This is a genomic window from Streptomyces sp. NPDC050610 (assembly GCF_040654875.1).
In the GTDB taxonomy this organism is placed as follows: Bacteria; Actinomycetota; Actinomycetes; order Streptomycetales; family Streptomycetaceae; genus Streptomyces.
This window is the reverse complement of sequence record NZ_JBFAIV010000053.1, coordinates 26,481-43,221: the sequence shown is the minus strand read 5'-3', so window position 1 is coordinate 43,221 and position 16,741 is coordinate 26,481. Positions and strand designations below refer to the sequence as shown.

The 16,741-nt window shown below is 73.5% G+C and carries 16 protein-coding genes and 1 pseudogene; 7 read left to right on the top strand and 10 right to left on the bottom strand.

Going from position 1 to position 16,741, the window contains the following annotated elements; genetic code table 11:
* From AB0I22_RS36960 to AB0I22_RS36935, 6 genes and pseudogenes are all read right to left on the bottom strand, one after another.
* Nucleotides 1-188: pseudogene (locus AB0I22_RS36960) on the bottom strand (ABC transporter permease); the annotation flags it as partial.
* Nucleotides 189-266: 78 nt separating this feature from the next.
* Nucleotides 267-1,121 (bottom strand): glycosyltransferase, encoded by an 855-nt coding sequence (locus AB0I22_RS36955; protein WP_363135411.1) that lies wholly within the window; start codon nucleotides 1,119-1,121, stop codon nucleotides 267-269.
* Nucleotides 1,122-1,159: 38 nt separating this feature from the next.
* A complete protein-coding gene (locus AB0I22_RS36950; protein ID WP_363135407.1) occupies nucleotides 1,160-1,939 on the bottom strand; it encodes a CDP-alcohol phosphatidyltransferase family protein in 780 nt (259 codons plus the stop codon).
* Nucleotides 1,917-2,978: an iron-containing alcohol dehydrogenase family protein gene (locus AB0I22_RS36945; RefSeq protein WP_363135406.1), complete on the bottom strand. Its 1,062-nt coding sequence runs from the start codon at nucleotides 2,976-2,978 to the stop codon at nucleotides 1,917-1,919. Before AB0I22_RS36945 ends, AB0I22_RS36950 begins: the two co-directional genes overlap by 23 nt.
* Nucleotides 2,966-3,718, bottom strand: coding sequence for a phosphocholine cytidylyltransferase family protein (locus tag AB0I22_RS36940; RefSeq protein ID WP_363135405.1), 753 nt, complete (start codon nucleotides 3,716-3,718; stop codon nucleotides 2,966-2,968). The genes AB0I22_RS36945 and AB0I22_RS36940 overlap by 13 nt, the downstream gene beginning before the upstream one ends.
* Nucleotides 3,715-5,547 carry a DUF5941 domain-containing protein gene (locus AB0I22_RS36935; protein ID WP_363135410.1) on the bottom strand — a complete coding sequence of 611 codons (1,833 nt, stop codon included), beginning with the start codon at nucleotides 5,545-5,547 and terminating at the stop codon, nucleotides 3,715-3,717. Before AB0I22_RS36935 ends, AB0I22_RS36940 begins: the two co-directional genes overlap by 4 nt.
* 290 nt (nucleotides 5,548-5,837) lie before the next feature.
* On the opposite strand from AB0I22_RS36935, the gene galE reads away from it, so the two are divergent.
* From galE to idi, 3 genes are all read left to right on the top strand, one after another.
* Nucleotides 5,838-6,821, top strand: coding sequence for a UDP-glucose 4-epimerase GalE (galE, locus tag AB0I22_RS36930; RefSeq protein WP_363135404.1), 984 nt, complete (start codon nucleotides 5,838-5,840; stop codon nucleotides 6,819-6,821).
* A 138-nt stretch (nucleotides 6,822-6,959) separates the two neighbouring features.
* Nucleotides 6,960-7,898, top strand: a complete 939-nt coding sequence (locus AB0I22_RS36925; RefSeq protein WP_363135403.1) for a cation diffusion facilitator family transporter — start codon at nucleotides 6,960-6,962, stop codon at nucleotides 7,896-7,898.
* A 56-nt stretch (nucleotides 7,899-7,954) separates the two neighbouring features.
* Complete coding sequence (gene idi, locus AB0I22_RS36920) at nucleotides 7,955-8,569, top strand: isopentenyl-diphosphate Delta-isomerase (protein WP_363135402.1); 615 nt, start codon at nucleotides 7,955-7,957, stop codon at nucleotides 8,567-8,569.
* Between the two features lie 156 nt (nucleotides 8,570-8,725).
* Here idi and AB0I22_RS36915 read toward each other — a convergent pair whose 3' ends face one another.
* Together AB0I22_RS36915 and AB0I22_RS36910 are read right to left on the bottom strand one after the other, a co-directional pair.
* Nucleotides 8,726-9,229 carry an ATP-binding protein gene (locus tag AB0I22_RS36915; RefSeq protein ID WP_363135401.1) on the bottom strand — a complete coding sequence of 168 codons (504 nt, stop codon included), beginning with the start codon at nucleotides 9,227-9,229 and terminating at the stop codon, nucleotides 8,726-8,728.
* 129 nt (nucleotides 9,230-9,358) lie between these two features.
* The gene (locus AB0I22_RS36910) at nucleotides 9,359-10,027 is read right to left on the bottom strand and encodes an HdeD family acid-resistance protein (RefSeq protein ID WP_363135400.1); all 669 of its coding nucleotides are present in this window, start codon (nucleotides 10,025-10,027) and stop codon (nucleotides 9,359-9,361) included.
* Nucleotides 10,028-10,094: 67 nt separating this feature from the next.
* Here AB0I22_RS36910 and AB0I22_RS36905 point away from each other — a divergent pair, with 67 nt between their 5' ends.
* Both AB0I22_RS36905 and AB0I22_RS36900 read left to right on the top strand, forming a co-directional pair.
* Nucleotides 10,095-10,856 (top strand): enoyl-CoA hydratase/isomerase family protein, encoded by a 762-nt coding sequence (locus AB0I22_RS36905; RefSeq protein ID WP_363135399.1) that lies wholly within the window; start codon nucleotides 10,095-10,097, stop codon nucleotides 10,854-10,856.
* 250 nt (nucleotides 10,857-11,106) lie between these two features.
* Nucleotides 11,107-13,143 carry an ATP-binding protein gene (locus AB0I22_RS36900; RefSeq protein WP_363135398.1) on the top strand — a complete coding sequence of 679 codons (2,037 nt, stop codon included), beginning with the start codon at nucleotides 11,107-11,109 and terminating at the stop codon, nucleotides 13,141-13,143.
* Nucleotides 13,144-13,191: 48 nt separating this feature from the next.
* Here the strand turns inward: AB0I22_RS36900 and AB0I22_RS36895 are convergent, their stop codons facing one another.
* A complete protein-coding gene (locus AB0I22_RS36895; RefSeq protein WP_363135397.1) occupies nucleotides 13,192-13,815 on the bottom strand; it encodes a DJ-1/PfpI family protein in 624 nt (207 codons plus the stop codon).
* Between the two features lie 26 nt (nucleotides 13,816-13,841).
* Nucleotides 13,842-14,810, bottom strand: a complete 969-nt coding sequence (locus AB0I22_RS36890; RefSeq protein ID WP_363135396.1) for a GlxA family transcriptional regulator — start codon at nucleotides 14,808-14,810, stop codon at nucleotides 13,842-13,844.
* A gap of 120 nt (nucleotides 14,811-14,930) precedes the next feature.
* On the opposite strand from AB0I22_RS36890, the gene AB0I22_RS36885 reads away from it, so the two are divergent.
* Complete coding sequence (locus tag AB0I22_RS36885) at nucleotides 14,931-15,725, top strand: SDR family NAD(P)-dependent oxidoreductase (RefSeq protein ID WP_363135395.1); 795 nt, start codon at nucleotides 14,931-14,933, stop codon at nucleotides 15,723-15,725.
* Between the two features lie 80 nt (nucleotides 15,726-15,805).
* Nucleotides 15,806-16,669, top strand: a complete 864-nt coding sequence (locus AB0I22_RS36880) for a hypothetical protein (protein WP_363135394.1) — start codon at nucleotides 15,806-15,808, stop codon at nucleotides 16,667-16,669.
* Nucleotides 16,670-16,741: the final 72 nt, after the last annotated feature.

Here is a 16,741-nt window from a genome sequence, read left to right as displayed (position 1 = left end):
TTCGCCCGGGAAAAAGCAACAATAAAATGCCGCCGATCCCACAACTGCCGCACATACTCCCGCAAACCCGGCCGGGCACCGCTCACCGCGAGACCGTACTTCTTGGCCAGGTCGGCGGCGGAGAGCCCGTCGTCGGGTGAAGGCTGGGGACTCATGGCGACCGCACTGTCGTGCGCTGTCTCGCTCACAGTTGACACTTTCGTCCTCAAGGTGCGCTGCCGGGGCCGCGCCCCGGATCGCGCCCGATGCTCTCAGACAAGAGCCTGTCAGATCACGGGAGGCCGGCCCAGCCGGGTCAGGCGCCAAACGGTACGCCACTTCATGGGGCGCCGGGGACCACAGGGTGCGGCCCAGCCCTCCTTGAAACCGCCGAGCCAGGCGCGCAGCGCGGGCATGGAAGGACGCCGGGCCAGGGTGAGCAGCAGCCAGACGCCGAGATAGACCGGTACGAGCAGGGCGGGCAGGTTCCGGCGGGCCAGCCAGACCCGGTTGCGGGCCACCATGCGGTGGTAGACGGCGTGCCGGCTGGGGGCCGTGGTGGGGTGGTGCAGCACCAGGTCCGACCGGTAGTCGATCATCCAGCCCGCGTCGAGGGCCCGCCAGGCGAGGTCGGTCTCCTCGTGCGCGTAGAAGAAGTCGTCCGGCAACCCGCCGACCTGGGCGAAGACCTTCGTGCGGACGGCGTTGGCGCCGCCGAGGAAGGTGGTGACGCGCGAGGACCGCATGGGGTCGGCGGCGCGCAGCCGGGGGACGTGGCGGCGCTGGGTGACGCCGGTCTCGGGGTCCGCGATCCGGAAGCTGACGATGCCCAGCTCCGGGTCGGCGGCGAACGCCTCGCGGCACAGCCGGGCCGTGTCCCGGCCCGGCAGCAGCCCGTCGTCGTCGAGGAAGAGCAGGATGTCGACGTCCTGGCCGCCGGGGCCGAACGCCTCGATGCCGACGTTGCGGCCCGCCGGGATGCCCACGTTCTCGGGCAGTTCGACGGTCCGTACGGTCAGGCCGTCGACCTTCAGCTCGGGCAGCGGCGAACCGTTGCCGACGACGACGACCTCGATCGGGTCGCCCTCCTGCTCGGCCACCGAGCGGAGCAGCGCGCGCAGTTCGTCGGGGCGGTTGCCCATGGTGAGGACGACCGCGCCGACGCTCGCGCTCGCGGCGCTCACTTGAGCCTGCTGGAGGCGAGGACGGACACGAGGTGCAGCAGGGTCTGGAGGAGCGCGATGCCGGCCATGACGGCGACGCCGAGCCGGGAGAAGAAGAGGTCGCCCCGGATGGAGTCCACGATCGCGAGGACCAGGATCAGCAGGGACGCCTCGATGCAGAGGATGAGCCGGTGGAACTTGAGCGCCCCGGCGGCCCGGCGGGCCAGTGCCATGCCGGAGGAGCGCGGCTCGGACGCCGCCTCCTTGACGGGCGGCAGCCCGCCCTGGTGGCGGGCGACGCCGACGAGGTCGGTCTCGGCCTTGATCAGGATGGCGCCGAGGGCGGCGAGGGTGCCGAGGAAGGCCCACAGCCAGTCGATCCGGCCGGAGCCCCAGATGTCGGCGGCGCGCATGCCGAAGCCGACGAGCACCGCGGCGTCGCACAGGTAGGCGCCGACCCGGTCCAGGTACACCCCGCCTAGCGAGAACTGCTTCTTCCAGCGGGCGATCTCGCCGTCGACGCAGTCGAGCAGGAGGTAGAGCTGGACCATCAGCACGCCGAGCACGGCGCCCGGTATCCCCGGCACCAGGAGGGCCGGGGCCGCGAGGACGCCGAAGACGGTCATCAGGTAGGTCAGCTGGTTGGGCGTGACCCGCGTGTTCACCAGGTACCGGTCGCAGCGCAGCGAGATCTCCCGCATGTACATGCGCCCGGCCCAGTGCTCACCGCTGCGCCGGTCCTTCACGCCCGCGGGGTGAACGACCGGGCGGAGTTCAGCTACTGATGGCTTTTGCATAGTCGGCGAATGCGTCCCTGATCTGGTCGGTGGACAGGTCCAGGTGTTCCAGGATGGTGAAGCGCCCGGGGCGGGTCTGCGGTGCGTACTCGACGACCTTGACGAACTCCTCGACGCCGAAGCCGATCTCCTCGGGCAGCACCGGCAGGCCGTGGCGGCGGAGCACCTCGACCATGTACGCGGACTCCTCGCGGGCGCCGCGCAGGTGCATCGCGAAGGCCGCGCCTATGCCGACCTGTTCGCCGTGGCTGGCGGCCCGCTTGGGGTAGAGCAGGTCGAAGGCGTGGTTGATCTCGTGGCAGGCGCCGGAGGCGGGGCGGCTGTCGCCGGCCACCGACATGGAGATGCCGGTGAGCACCAGGCCCTCGGCGAGCACGGTCAGGAAGCCGTCGTCGCCGACGCCGCCGGGGTGGCGCAGCACGGCCTCGCCGGCCTGCCGGGCCATGGCCGCGGCCAGTCCGTCGATGGCCTCGCCGGTCTCCCGGTTGGACAGCTCCCAGTCGGCGACGCAGGAGATGTTGGAGACCGCGTCGCCGATGCCGGAGCGGACGAAGCGGGCCGGGGCCTCCCGGATGACGTCGAGGTCGATGACCACGGCGATCGGGTTCGGGACGCCGTACGAGCCGCGGCCCGCGTCGTTGTCCAGGGTCGCGACGGGCGAGCAGAGGCCGTCGTGCGAGAGGTTGGTCGCGACGGCGACCAGGGGCAGCCCGATGCGGGCGGCGGCGTACTTCGCGCAGTCGATGATCTTGCCGCCGCCGAGGCCGACGACCGCGTCGTAGCGGCCCGACTTCATGGCGTCGCCGAGCTTGATCGCGTCGTCCAGGGTGCCGCCGCCGACCTCGTACCAGTCCGCGCCCGGCAGGGCGGGCGCGAGCCGCTCGCGCAGCTTCGCGCCCGAGCCGCCGCTGATCGCGACGGCGAGCTTGCCGGAGCTGGAGATGCGCTGGTCGGCGAGGACGCCGGCCAGGTCGTTGAGGGCTCCGGCGCGGATGTCGACGACCAGCGGCGAGGGGATGAGCCTCGTCAGTACTGGCACGCGATCTCACGGCCCTTCGCGAGGTCGTCGTGGTTGTCGATCTCGACCCACTTGAGGTCGCCGATCGGCGCGGTGTCGATGCGGAAGCCGCGGTTGACGAGCTCCTGGTAGCCGTCCTCGTAGTAGAGGTCGGGGTCCTTCTCGAAGGTGGCCTTGAGCGCGTCGGCGAGTTCCTCGGCGGCCTCGGCCTCGATGAGGGTGACGCCGATGTACTCGCCGGTGGCGGACGCGGGGTCCATGAGCTTGGTGATGCGCTGGGCGCCCTGGTCGGGGTCGACGACGACCTTCATCTCCTCGTCGGCCAGGTTCTTGACCGTGTCGAGGGCGAGGATGATCTTCTGGCCCTGGCCGCGGGCGTCGAGCAGGGTCCGCTCGACGGAGACGGGGTGCACGGTGTCGCCGTTGGCGAGGATCACGCCCTGCTTGATGACGTCACGGGCGCACCAGAGGGAGTAGGCGTTGTTCCACTCCTCGGCCTTGTCGTTGTCAATCAGGGTGAGCTTGAGGCCGTACTTCGCCTCCAGCGCCGCCTTGCGCTCGTACACGGCTTCCTTGCGGTAGCCGACGACGATCGCGACCTCGGTCAGGCCGACCTCCGCGAAGTTGCCGAGGGTGAGGTCGAGGACCGTGATCGACTCCTCCGCCCCCTCGGGTCCCACCGGCACCAGGGCCTTGGGCAGGGTGTCGGTGTAGGGGCGCAGACGCCGTCCAGCGCCGGCTGCCAGCACGAGGCCGATCATGCGGGTTCTCCTGTTTCGTCGTGTACTGCGGGTGCCTTGGAGGACACCCAGAAGCGGATGCTCTCGCTGAGCACCGCGAGCGCGATGGCGGCCGCGAGGACCGTCAGCGCGATGGTGAAACCTTGGCCGTGCCACAGGGCGGCGGCGGCCGTGACCGCCAGGACCCGTCCCTCGTGCCCGCCGGCCATCCGGACCAGCCAGTGCGGGGGCGCGCCGGTGCCGCCGCGGATGCGGTAGACCGTGTCGTAGTGATGGTAGGCGACCGCGGCCACCAGCCCGAATGCGGCGGGCAGGGCCCCGTCCGCCCCCGACTGGGCGGCGAGCAGCAGGATGATGCCGTACTCGGCGGCGCGGAAGAACGGGGGGATCAGCCAGTCCAGCGGGCCCTTCAGCGGCCGGGCGACCGCGCAGCCGGCGAACACCGCGTACACGACGGCCTGCGGGAGCGCCCGCCAGGTGCCGCCGTTGCCCGTGAGGACCGGGCCGACGAAGAGGCAGACGGCGGCCAGCAGGGCCCAGAAGGGGGCGTTGTACGTGCCGGTGGGCAGGGTGCGCCCGAGGGTCCGTACGACGCCTTCCGCGAGCGGGCCCGAGTCGGCGAGGTCCGCGAGCGCCTCGGCGGCGCGGTCGGTGCGGCGGGCCTTGCGGGTCAGGGAGCGCAGCACGCGGCCCGCGGTGGTGTAGCAGGCGGCCAGCGCGCAGCCGATGAGCAGGACGTAGAAGACGATGCGGGGGGTGGTGAGCGCGGTCAGCACCGCGGTCATGGCCCAGCGCTCGCCGATGGGCAGCACGATCATCCGGCGCAGCCAGACCGTCCAGCCGACGCTGTCGAGCCGGTCGGAGAGGGCGGCGGTGGGGCTGGTGTTGGCGCTGGCGTCGTGGTTGGCCTCGTTGAAGGAGAAGTCCACGACGTGGCGGCAGGTCTGGAGGACCATCGCGCCGAGCGCGAGCGCCCATACATCGTCGTGGCCGCCCCCGTGGGCCGCGCCGATGGCGAGTCCCGCGTAGTAGGCGTACTCCTTGGCGCGGTCGAACGTCGCGTCGAGCCAGGCGCCGAGGGTGGAGTACTGGAGGGAGTAGCGGGCCAGCTGTCCGTCGGTGCAGTCGAGGACGAAGGAGGCGAGCAGCAGCACGCCCGCCGCGACGAAGCCGGGCCGGGTGCCGGTGGCCGCGCAGGCCGCCGCGATGAGCGCGGTGATCAGCGAGGCGGTGGTGACCTGATTAGGGGTCAGGCCGCGGCGGGCGCACCAGCGGGCGAGGTACCGGGAGTACGGGCTGATGCAGTAGGTGGTGAAGAACCCGTCGCGGGACTTCACCGCGGCGCGCAGCCGTACGGCCTCCTCGTCGACGGCCTCGACGCCGGCGCGGGCCGCGGCGCGCGCCTCGGGGTCCGCCGGGACGGCGGCGACCAGGACGCCGAGGTCGGGCCGGTGGACGGCGGCGCCCTCGGTGTCCAGGGCGTCGGCGATCTCGTCGGGCAGTACGGCCGCGGCGGCGGTCACCGTGGTGTGCGCGGCGCCGGGGGCGCTCTCGGCGGCCGTCGCGACGGCGCGGGTCAGGGCGGCGCGCGCCTCGGGCTGCGCCGTGAGTGCCCCGCTGACGGCGGCGGCGGGGAAGCGCGGGTCGGTCAGGGCGAGGCGCAGGCTGTGTACGTGCCCCACGAAGCGGGCATCGACCAGCGCCACGCGCTGCTGGGGCGGGAGCGCGGCCAGCGCCGTCGCGGCATCGGCGGCGTCGGCCGCCATACGCACGTCGAAGCCCAGCGAGCGCAGGTCGTCCGCGAGGGACGAGCCGGCGACCGGCGGGCCGGTGAGAATGGCGGTGGACAGACGAACTCACTCCTCGGAAGCTGGCATGGCGGCCACGGGTCCACAGGCGTCCGGGCAGCGGGCGTGGTGCGCCTCGGCCCTGGTCGGGCGGGCGGCACGTCGGCAGAGGCTATCGGATCACCGGCGGCCGCCGTTCACCGCACGTGCACCCCGGCTTCCCCCGACAGACAGGACGTCCGGCGGCCGTCACAAGTTCCGGCCGGGCGGGGGCGCGTACAGGCGACAGCATGGTCGATCCCCAGCACGCTGAACAAATGAGCGTGTTGCGGCGCTGTGGGTAGGGTGCCGTCATGACGTGGCTGATCACAGGTGGGGCGGGATACATCGGGGCGCATGTGGCGCGGGCGATGGCGGCGGCCGGTGAGCGGGTGGTCGTGCTCGACGACTTCTCCAGCGGCATCGCGGAGCGGCTGCCGGCCGAGGTGCCGGTGGTGCGGGGCTCGGTGGCGGACCGCGCGCTGCTGGACCGTACGTTCGCCGGTCACGGGGTGCGGGGGGTGGTGCATCTGGCGGCGAAGAAGCAGGTCGGCGAGTCCGTCGAGCGGCCGCTGCACTACTACCGGGAGAACGTGGGCGGGCTGACGGAGCTGCTGGAGGCGGCCGTCGCGGGCGGGGTGGAGAGCTTCGTGTTCTCCTCGTCGGCCGCGGTCTACGGCATGCCGGACGTGGACCTGGTCACCGAGGACACCCCGTGCGAGCCGATGAATCCGTACGGCGAGACGAAGCTGGCCGGCGAGTGGCTCGTACGGGCCACGGGCGCGGCCCACGGTCTGTCGACGGCCTGTCTGCGGTACTTCAACGTGGCGGGCGCCGCGCGCCCGGAGCTGGCCGACACCGGGGTGTACAACATCATCCCGATGATGTTCGACCGGATCACGCGCGGCGAGGCCCCGCGGATCTTCGGCGACGACTACGCGACGCCGGACGGCACGTGCATCCGCGACTACGTCCATGTCGAGGATCTGGCCGAGGCGCATCTGGCGGCGGCCCGAACGCTGGCCGGGCGCGGCGAGGGCGATCTGACGGTGAACGTGGGCTCGGGCGAGGGCGTGTCCGTACGCGAGATGGCCGATCTGATCGGAGAGATCACCGGGGGCCGGGGGCCCGAGCCGGTGGTCGGGCCGCGCCGCCCCGGCGATCCGGCGCGGGTCGTCGCGTCGTGCGAACTGGCCGCGAAGGAGCTGGGGTTCAGCACCCGGCACGATGTGCGCTCCATGGTCGCCTCGGCCTGGGAGGGCTGGTGCCACCACCGCCCGCAGGCGCTCGAAGACTGATCACTCGATCTCGTTTCCGCAGGTCAGAGCCTTGATCAACGGTGTTCGGCGCCGCGTTGCCGGTACCCCCCGCCCGTAGTTCACTGGAGCTCGGCCGGCCCCCGTCGGTCGAGCGGCGCGGACTCGGGAGGCTCGTTCATGGGCGCAGGGCACGACCACGGGGGGCCGCCGCCCGGGGGCGCCGCGGGGACGGCGGCGGCCGCGTACCGGGTGCGGCTGCGGATCGCGCTCGCCATCACGGTCACGGTGCTCGTCGCGGAGCTGGTCGGCAGCGCGCTGACCGGGTCGCTGGCGCTGCTGGCGGACGCGGGCCATATGGCGACGGACGCGATCGGGGTCTCGATGGCGCTGGTGGCGATCCATTTCGCGAACCGCCCGGCGAGCCCCCGGCGGACCTTCGGGTACGCGCGCGCCGAGATCCTGGCCGCGCTGCTGAACTGCCTGCTGCTGCTCGGCGTCGGCGGATTCATCCTCTTCGAGGCCGTCGAACGGCTGGCCGACCCGGCGGAGGTGCCGGGCGGCATGACGGTCGTCTTCGGCCTGGTCGGCATGGCGGCCAACCTGGTCTCGCTGGCGCTGCTGATGCGCGGCCAGCGGGAGAGCCTGAACGTGCGCGGCGCCTTCCTGGAGGTGCTCTCGGACGCGCTGGGTTCGCTGGCGGTGGTGGTCGCGGCCCTGGTGATCATGGCTACCGGGTGGGTGCGGGCGGACCCGGTGGCCTCCCTGGTGATCGGGCTGATGATCGTGCCGCGTACGGTCAAACTGCTCCGCGAGGCGCTCGATGTGCTGCTGGAGGCCGCGCCGAAGGACGTCGACATGGCCGCCGTCCGGTCGCACATCACCGCCTTGCCCGGTGTGGCGGGCGTGCACGACCTGCATGTCTGGACGATCACGTCCGGGATGCCGGTGCTCTCCGCGCATGTGGTGGTGGACCGGGAGATCCTGGACGCCAGGGGGCACGGGAAGATGCTGCACGACCTTCAGGGCTGCCTGGGCACCCACTTCGACGTGGAGCACTGCACGTTCCAGTTGGAGCCGAGCGGACATGCGGAGCATGAAGCGAGGCTCTGTCACTGACGGCGGCGCCGCGTACGGCAGACTTGATGGCCGAAGACCGACAACGAGGATGGTCCATGCCGATCACACCAGCCGAAGGCCGCGCCACCGACACCGCTGCGGTCCCCACCGCCCCGGACGGTGCCACCGAACCGATCATGCTGGAGCTGGTCGACGAGCATGGCACGACCATCGGCACGGCGGAGAAGCTCTCCGCCCATATCGCCCCCGGCCGGCTGCACCGCGCCTTCTCGGTCTTCCTCTTCGACGACGCCGGACGGCTGCTCCTGCAGCGCCGGGCGCTGGGCAAGTACCACTCCCCCGGCGTCTGGTCGAACACCTGCTGCGGCCATCCGTACCCGGCCGAGCCGCCCTTCGTCGCCGCCGCCCGCCGGACCGGCGAGGAGCTGGGCGTGGCCCCCGCGCTGATGCGCGAGGCGGGCACGGTCCGCTACAACCACCCGGACCCGGCGTCGGGCCTGGTGGAGCAGGAGTACAACCACCTGTTCGCGGGGCTGGTGACGGGGCCGCTGCGGCCGGACCCCGAGGAGATCGGCGAGACGGCGTTCGTCACGCCGGCCGAGCTGGACGCGCTGCGCGAGCGGGGGCCGTTCTCGGCCTGGTTCATGACCGTGCTGGACGCGGCGCGGCCGGCGATCCGGGAGATCACGGGGCCGCAGGCGGGCTGGTAGCCGGAGACCGCCGGGCCGGAATCAGGTGGGTATCCGGAGACCGCCGGGCCGCAGGCGGGTCGCTATCCGGAGATCACGGGCCTGGGCGGGCGGCTATCCGGAGATGACCGGGCCAGGGCGGGCCGTGGCTGGCCTGGGCGGGCCGGCAGCCGCAGGTCACCGTGCCGGAGGCAGATTGGTGGCCGATGTCGTGGGCAGCGGCAGCGCGGCCCAGATGACCTTGCCGCCGCTCGCGGTGTGCTCCACGTCGCACTCGCCGCCGGCCTCGTAGGTGATCATCTTGACCAGCAGCAGGCCCCGGCCGCCGATCCGGTCGTCGTCCGCTTCGAGCGCCTTGGGGCGGTAGGGGTGGTCGTCCTCGACGGCGACCCGCACCCATTTGGCCCCGATGGAGACCTCCACCGCGATCTCCGGCGAGAGCAGGGCCGCGTGCCGCACGGAGTTGGTGACCAGCTCGGAGACGATCAGCAGCAGGTTCTGCACCAGGTCGTCGGAGGCGGGTACGCGCTGGTGGCCGAGGAGATCGCGGACGGCGTGTCTGGCCTGGGGCACCGAGGATTCGAGCGCGGGAGCCGTGAACCGCCAGGACCCTTCGTATTCGATCGGCCTCCGAGGCGGGGCCTGCCCCGGGTCGGGCGGGACGCTCCCGAGGATTTCCATGTCCGATTCCCACCCCTCGCCGTGGCTCTACCGCACACACCGAGTGTTGAGAATGTCTTGGTCCATACCCACCCGCTGAACACAAGTCAGCATCTATCGACGGGTTCTGACTGATAAAGCGGTTCCAGGTCAGTCCTGTGAGCGATCCCGACCGTCCTGATTCTCTTTCGAGTAGCGATCCGGACTATCAGATTCTGGGCCCGGAGCCCGGGCGCTCTCCTCCACCAGCCCCACGACGCGCCGCCCGCCCACGCCGATCGCGATCAGGCCGAGCCCGTCGAAGAGCAGCGCGAGGGAGAAGAAGGTGCCCAGCACGTACAGGCTGCTGTGCGGCCAGTCGGCCAGCACCAGGATGCCCAGCAGCAGCCCGAAGGCGCCCTGCACCAGCGTCCAGCCGAACTGCGGACCGCGCACCACCACGCTGCCCACCAGGCGGAAGACGCCGCCGGTGAGGAAGAGCAGAGCGGCGAACATCGTCAGCGCCTCGGCCGTGTCGCCCGGGTGCCGGATGACGACCACACCCGCCGCGATGTTCAGCGCCGCGACCACCACGCCGAGCCAGAAGAAACTGCTGTCGCGGGACTGCACGGCGTGCGCCAGGCCCACGACGCCGCCGATCAGCAGCAGCCAGCCGAAGAGGAGCATCGAGGTCAGCGTCGCGAAGCCGACGTAGACCAGCCCCACCAGCCCCGCCAGGGCCAGGATCGTGCCGAGCACCGCCAGCCGGCCGAAGCTGCGGCTGAGTTTCCGGCTCTCCTTGCGGCCGAGGTCCTTCTCGGGTATTCGGGGTGCCGCCATCAGCGCCTCCTCGTCATACCCCCTGCCTCGGATCATAGGGTCGCTCCGGCCGGATAGCATCCGGCGCATGGAGCCGGATCCCTGCCTGCGTCTCGACACCGCCGACGGCATAGCCACCGTCACCATCAGCAACCCCGCCAAGCGCAACGCGATGACCGCCGCGATGTGGCGCGAGCTGCCGCGGCTGCTGCGGCGGTGCGCCGCCGACACGGACGTACGGGCCCTGGTGCTGACCGGCGACGGGAACACGTTCTGCGCGGGCGCCGACATCAGCGCGCTCACCGAGGGCGACGAGGGGCCGAAGGGGCTGGCGGTGACGGCGGAGGAGGCCCTGGCCGCCTTCCCGAAGCCGACGCTGGCGGCCGTGCGGGGCTACTGCGTGGGCGGCGGCTGTCAGCTCGCCGCCGCCTGCGACCTGCGCTTCGCGGCCGAGGAGGCGTTCTTCGGGGTCACCCCGGCGAAGCTGGGCATCGTCTACCCGGCCTCCTCCACCCGGCGGCTGGTCGCGCTCGTCGGTCCCTCGGCCGCGAAGTACCTGCTCTTCTCCGCCGAGCTGATCGACGCCGGGCGGGCGCTGCGCACGGGCCTGGTGGACGAGGTCCTGCCGGGCGAGGAGCTGGACAAGCGGGTGGCGGAGTTCGCCCGGGTGCTCGTCACGCGGTCGCGGCTGACGCAGGCGGCGGCGAAAGAGTTCGCGGCCGGCCCCGCCGACGCGGACCGGATCGCGCACTGGGCCCGGCAGTCGCGCGAGAGCGGCGACGCCGCCGAGGGGGTCGCCGCCTTTCTGGAACGCCGCGCGCCGCGCTTCGGCTGGACGCCCGCGCCCTGAGCGGCGGGCGGTGAAGCGGCGGACCCTGGGCGCTGAGCACCGAACCCAGCGGTCCCCGACCGTACGGGCCTGGCGTAGCGGTCGCCTCCGCTTCTCCGCCGCGGACGCCGACGCTCCGGTCGCCGGGGAGTGACGGACGCGCAGCGGGCGGCCCCGTGGGGCGGCAGGCGTTCGGAAAAACGGCCTGTTCACCGGCCGTTCCGCCGTCGGACGGGGTCCGGCGGCACTGGTACGGCGCGATACTGATGCCGTGGGCGACCGGTTGGGCGACCGGCTCGCGACGGCGCGCGAACAGGGTTTCGTCGGCCGCCGCCAGGAGACCGACGCCTTCCGCGCGCTGCTGCGAGCCCGGGACGGCGCGGTGGTCTACGTGCACGGCGCCGGCGGCATCGGGAAGACCGCGCTGCTGCACCACTTCGCCCGGCTCGGGCTGCGGGCGGGGCGGCCGGTGCTCCAGCTCGACGCGCGGGAGCTGCGCCCCTACGGCGAGGAGGCCGCGGCAGCGCTGCCGCGCGAGAGCGGCGCGCTGCTGCTGCTCGACAGCGTCGAGGAGCTCGTCGCCGACGCATCCGCCCCGCACCGGGGGCTGCTGCCGAAACTGCCCGCCGACGCCCTCGTCGCCCTCGCCGCGCGCGACGCACCGCCGCTCCCCTGGCGGCTCGACCCGGCCCGGCAGGGGCTGCTGCACACCATGCCGCTCGCGCCGCTCGACGCGGCGGACAGCGGGGAGCTGCTGCGCCGGCGCGGCGTGCCGGAGCACGTCCGGGCGGCGGCCTTCGCCTTCACCCGGGGAATTCCGCTGGCGCTCGCCCTGGTCGCCGACCTGGCCGCGCAGGGTGCGGCCGAGCCGTGCCCCGCCGGGTCCCCCGAGGCCGTACCGGCGCTCCTGGCCGGCCTGCTGGACGCGGCGCCGACCGCGCCGCACCGGGCCGCGCTGGAGGCCGCCGCGCAGGTGGCGGTCATCACCGAGCCACTGCTCGCGGCGGTGCTGGAGGCGGCCGACGCCCGGTCCTGCTTCGAGTGGCTGCGGGGGCTGTCGGCCATGGAGTACGGGCCGCGCGGCATCCGCCCGCACGATCTCGTACGGGACGCCCTCGACGCGGAGCTGCACCGGCGCCACCCGGAGCGGCGGCAGGCGCTGCGCCGCCGCGCCGGCGCGTATTACCAGCGGGCCTTCACGCACGGGGACCGGACGCGGCAGCGCTCCGTGCTGGCCGACTTCGCGTATCTGCACCGGGAGAGTCCGGTGGTGGGACCGCTGCTGTCCCCGTTGACGGGCGGCGCGGCCGAGCCGACCCGGCTGGACCGGCTGACCGTCGTCCGTGCGGGAGAGGGCGAACTGGTGCAGGCGTGCACGATCGCCGCGATCCACGAAGGGGCGCCGTCGGCGCGGCTCGTACGGGCCTGGGCGGAGCATCCGGCGTGCGAGACGTACACGGTGTGCGGGCCGGACGGGGTGGCGGCGGGCTTCTACACGCTGCTGGAGCTGGCCGCCGAGCCGCTGCCGGCCGCGCCGTCGGACCCCGCGGTGACGGCGGCGCGGCGGTGGCTGGGCAGGCGGCCGCGCGGCGACGGGACGGCGCTGCTGGTGCGGTTCTGGATGGGCCGCGACGACTACCAGGACGTCTCGCCGGTGCAGACGCTGATCATGCTGCGGCTGTCCCGCCACTATCTGACCGGCCACCGGTCCGCGGTGACGCTGCTGCCCTGCGCCGACCCGGAGTTCTGGGAACCGGGCTGCGCGTACGCCGACTTCGCCCGGCTGCCGGCGGCGGACTTCCGCTGCGGCGGGCGTACGTACGGGATGTTCGCGCACGACTGGCGGCGCACGCCGCCGCTCGCGTGGCTGGAGCTGCTCGCGGAGCGGGGTCGGTCGGAGGACCCGGCGGCCGGCGCGGCACCCCGGGTGCTGGAGCGGGACGAGTTCGCGGACGCGGTACGGGACGCGCTGCGCGGGCTCGCCCGCCCGGACGGCCTGCGGGACTCGCCCCTGCTCGACACCCGGCTGGTCGCCGCGCGCTGCGGCGAGGACGCGGACGGCCCGCTGCGGGAAGCGGCGTTGCGGGAGGCGTTCGGGGAGGCGGCGGCGGTGCTGGAGAGTTCGGCGGCGGACCGCCGGGCGTTCCGGGCGCTGCACCATACGTACGTGCGTCCGGCGGGCTCCCCCGCGCGGGCGGCGGAGCTGCTGGGGCTGCCGATGGCGGCGTACCGCAGGCATCTGGCGGCGGGGGTGGGGCGGTTGACGGAGTTGCTGTGGCGTCAGGAGCTGGACGCGGCGGAGCGCTGAGCCGGGCCGGGTGCTCCCGGCGGCCGGGCCGCCGGGAGCACGGCGGTCTCACCCCGCGGCGTGGCGCAGCTCCGCCACAATGTCCGCCGGAGCCTTCTCCGGAGAGCCCGCGTCGTACGGGGGCTGCGGGTCGTACTCGATCATGAGTTGGGTCGTCTGGGCGACCCGGTCGCCCGCGATGCGGCCGGCCAGGGTCAGTCCCATGTCGATGCCGGAAGAGACGCCCGCGGCGGTGACGTATTTGCCGTCGGTGACGACGCGGTCGCCCGTGGCCTGCGCGCCGAGGGAGGCGAGCTGGTCCAGGTAGAGCCAGTGCGAGGTGGCGCGGCGGCCCTTGAGCAGTCCGGCCGTGGCGAGGATGAGGGAGCCGGTGCAGACGGACGTCGTCCAGGTGCTGGTGGTGTCGACGGCTCGTAGCCAGTCCTGGACGGCCGCGGACTGGCAGGGGCCGCTCGTGTCGGGGGCGCCGGGGACGACGACGATGTCCGGCGCGGGCACGTCGCCGAGGGCCGCGTCGGCGAACAGGCCGAGGCTGCCGCTGTCGTTGCGTACGAGGCCGGGGCGCTCCGCGACGAAGACGGTCCGCGCGCCCGGCAGACGGCTGAGCGTCTCGTACGGGCCGATGGCGTCGAGGACGGTGACGCCTTCGTACAGGAGGATGGCTGTCTGCATGGTCTGGCTCCTTCTCGGAGGGGGATTCAGGCGGCGGGCAAGGGGGTGAAGCGGCGGCGGTACTCGGCGGGCGCCGTGCCCACCGTCCGCAGGAAGGCGCGGCGCATGGCCTCGGGGGTGCCGTAGCCGCAGGCGCGGGAGATCTCCTCGATGCCGTCGTCGGTGTCCTCCAGCAGGCGGCGGGCGGTCTCCAGGCGGACCTGGTCGACGTAGCGGCCGGGGGCCACGCCGGTCTCGGCCTGGAAGGCGCGGGCGAAGTGGCGGGGCGAGAGGTTCGCGCGCCGGGCGAGGGTCTCGACGGACAGGTCCGCGCCGGGGTGTTCCGTGATCCACTGCTGTACGTCCCGCAGCGGGCGGCGCTTGGCGGTCTGGGCGGCGAGCTGGGCGCTGAACTGCGTCTGGTTGCCGGGCCGGCGCAGGAAGACGACGAGGTGGCGGGCGATGGCGAGCGCGGCGTCCCGGCCGAGGTCGTCCTCGACGAGGGCCAGCGCGAGGTCGATGCCGGAGGTGATGCCGGCGGACGTGGCGACCCTGCCGTCGCGGACGAAGATGGGTTCGGGGTCGACCCGGACGGCCGGGTAGCGCGCGGCGAGCGCGGCGCACTCCGCCCAGTGGGTGGTGACCCGGTGGCCGTCGAGCAGCCCGGCCTCGGCGAGCAGCAGCGCGCCGGTGCACACGGAGACGATGCGGCCGGCGGCCGGGGCGCGGCGGCGCAGCCAGTCCACGAGGCGGGGGTCCGGGGCGCGGGTGCCCTGGCCGCCCGGCACGAGGAGGGTGTCCGGGGTGCGGACGCCGTCCAGTGCGGTGTCGGGGGTGAGGGCGAGACCGCTGGAGGTGCGGACGGGCGCGCCGTCGAGGGAGGCGGTGCGGATGCGGTAGGCGTCGGGCCGGTCGGCGTATCCGCGGGCGCCGGCGAAGACTTCGAGGGGGCCGGTCACGTCGAGGCTCTGCACGCCGTCGAAGAGGACGATGAGCACGCTGTGCTGGGACGTCATGGGGACCATGCTGCGCGGGCCGCCCGATGACCGCAATGACGGATTCCCCACCCTTTCTGCCATCGGCGCCTCTTGTCGGACCTCTGTTGCCCAAGGGGCGGGTGGGACTAGCTTTGCGCCATGGACTTGGAGCTGACGGGTTGTGCCGCGCTGGTGACCGGCAGCAGCGGCGGCATCGGGACGGCGATCGCGGTGCGGCTCGCGGCCGAGGGATGCGACGTCCTGGTGCACGGGCGGGACGCGGCGGCAGCGGCCAAGGCCGCCGAGGAGGTCGCGCGGCGGGGCGTGCGGGCCGAGGTGGTGCTCGGGGACCTGGCCGAGGAGGGCGCGGCCGAGCGGATCGGGGTCGCGGCGCGCGCCTTCGGGGCGCGCATCCTGGTCAACAACGCGGGGCCGTTCAGCGAGCACGACTGGGACAGCGCGGAGCCCGCCGACTGGGCGGCGGCGTTCGACGGGAATGTGCTCTCGGCGGTCCGGATGACGCGGGAGATGGTGCCGTCGATGCGCGAGTGCGGCTGGGGGCGGGTGATCAACGTCGGGAGCCGGGCGGTGACGACGCCGCTGCCGAACATGGTGGAGTACTCCGCCGCGAAGGCCGCGGTGGTGAACATGACGACGAGCCTGGCGCACCACCTCGCCGGGACCGGGGTCACCGCGAACTGCGTGAGCCCCGGCGTGATCATGACGCCGTCGCTGCGGTCGATGTTCCAGGAGCGGGCGCGCACGCGCGGCGAGGACGACGGCTGGGGGCGGCTGGAGCCGGAGGTGACGGAGCGGTACGCGCCGAATCCGGTGGGCCGGCTGGGCCGCCCGGACGATGTCGCGGCGGCGGTGGCATATCTGGCCGGGCCGGTCGCGGACTACGTCAACGGCATCAATCTGCGGGTCGACGGCGGCATCACGCACACGCCGTAGCGGCGGCGCGCGGCGCCGTTCCGCGTCGGTGGGGTACGGGAGCTTCCCGCCCGTACCGACCAGTCGGTAACGTGCCCCGTATGACTTCTCTGCCGGAGCGCGCCGGACGCCGCTGTTACAGCCCCGTCAACACCTTCCACTCCATGCTCTACTTCTCCCCCGACCTCGCCGAGGCGCTCGCCGCGCTCGGCGTCGAGGACTCCCGCTCCGCCTACTTCGCGGGGCGGGGCGCGGCCTTCGGCCGGGTCGGGGCGGGCGTCATCAGCGCCTCCTTCTACAACTTCAGCCACGAGCTCGTCGCCCGCCACGTGCCGCGCGTCTGGGACACCGCCTCGCCCGAGGACGTGCTCGCCGCCCGGCTCCGCGCCGTCGACGCCACACTGCGCCGGCTGCTCGGCGACGCGGCCGTCGCCTCGCCGGAACTGGCCGAGGCCGCGGAGCTGGCGCTGCGCGCGACCGAGGCGTGCAGCCGCGCCGCCCGCCCGCTGTACGCGGCCCACGCCGACCTGCCCGTACCGGACGCCCCGCACCTCGCCTACTGGCACGCCGCCACGCTGCTGCGCGAGCACCGCGGCGACGGCCACCTGATGACACTGGTCGGCGCCGGACTCGACCCGGTGGAGGCGCTCGTCAGCCACACCGCGTCCGGCCGCGGCATGAACCCGGAGTGGGTGCTGTCCACCCGCGGCTGGACGGACGCGGACTGGGCCGCGGCCCAGGACCGGCTGCGCGAGCGCGGACTACTGGACGCCGCCGGGGAGTTGACCCCGGCGGGCACCGCGCTCCGCACCGAGCTGGAGGACGAGACGGACCGGCTGGACGCGGCCCCCTACGAGCACCTCGGAGCGGCGGGCGTCGCCCGGCTCACGGAGCTGGCGGGCGGCTTCGCGAAGGCCCTCGCCGCCGCGGGCGCCTTCCCGGCGGACCTGTTCGGCAAGGGCTGACGACGGCGGCGCTCCGCGCTGTCGGCGGTACCTGCCACAATGCAGGTCACAGCTCAGAGAGAAAGCGGAGCG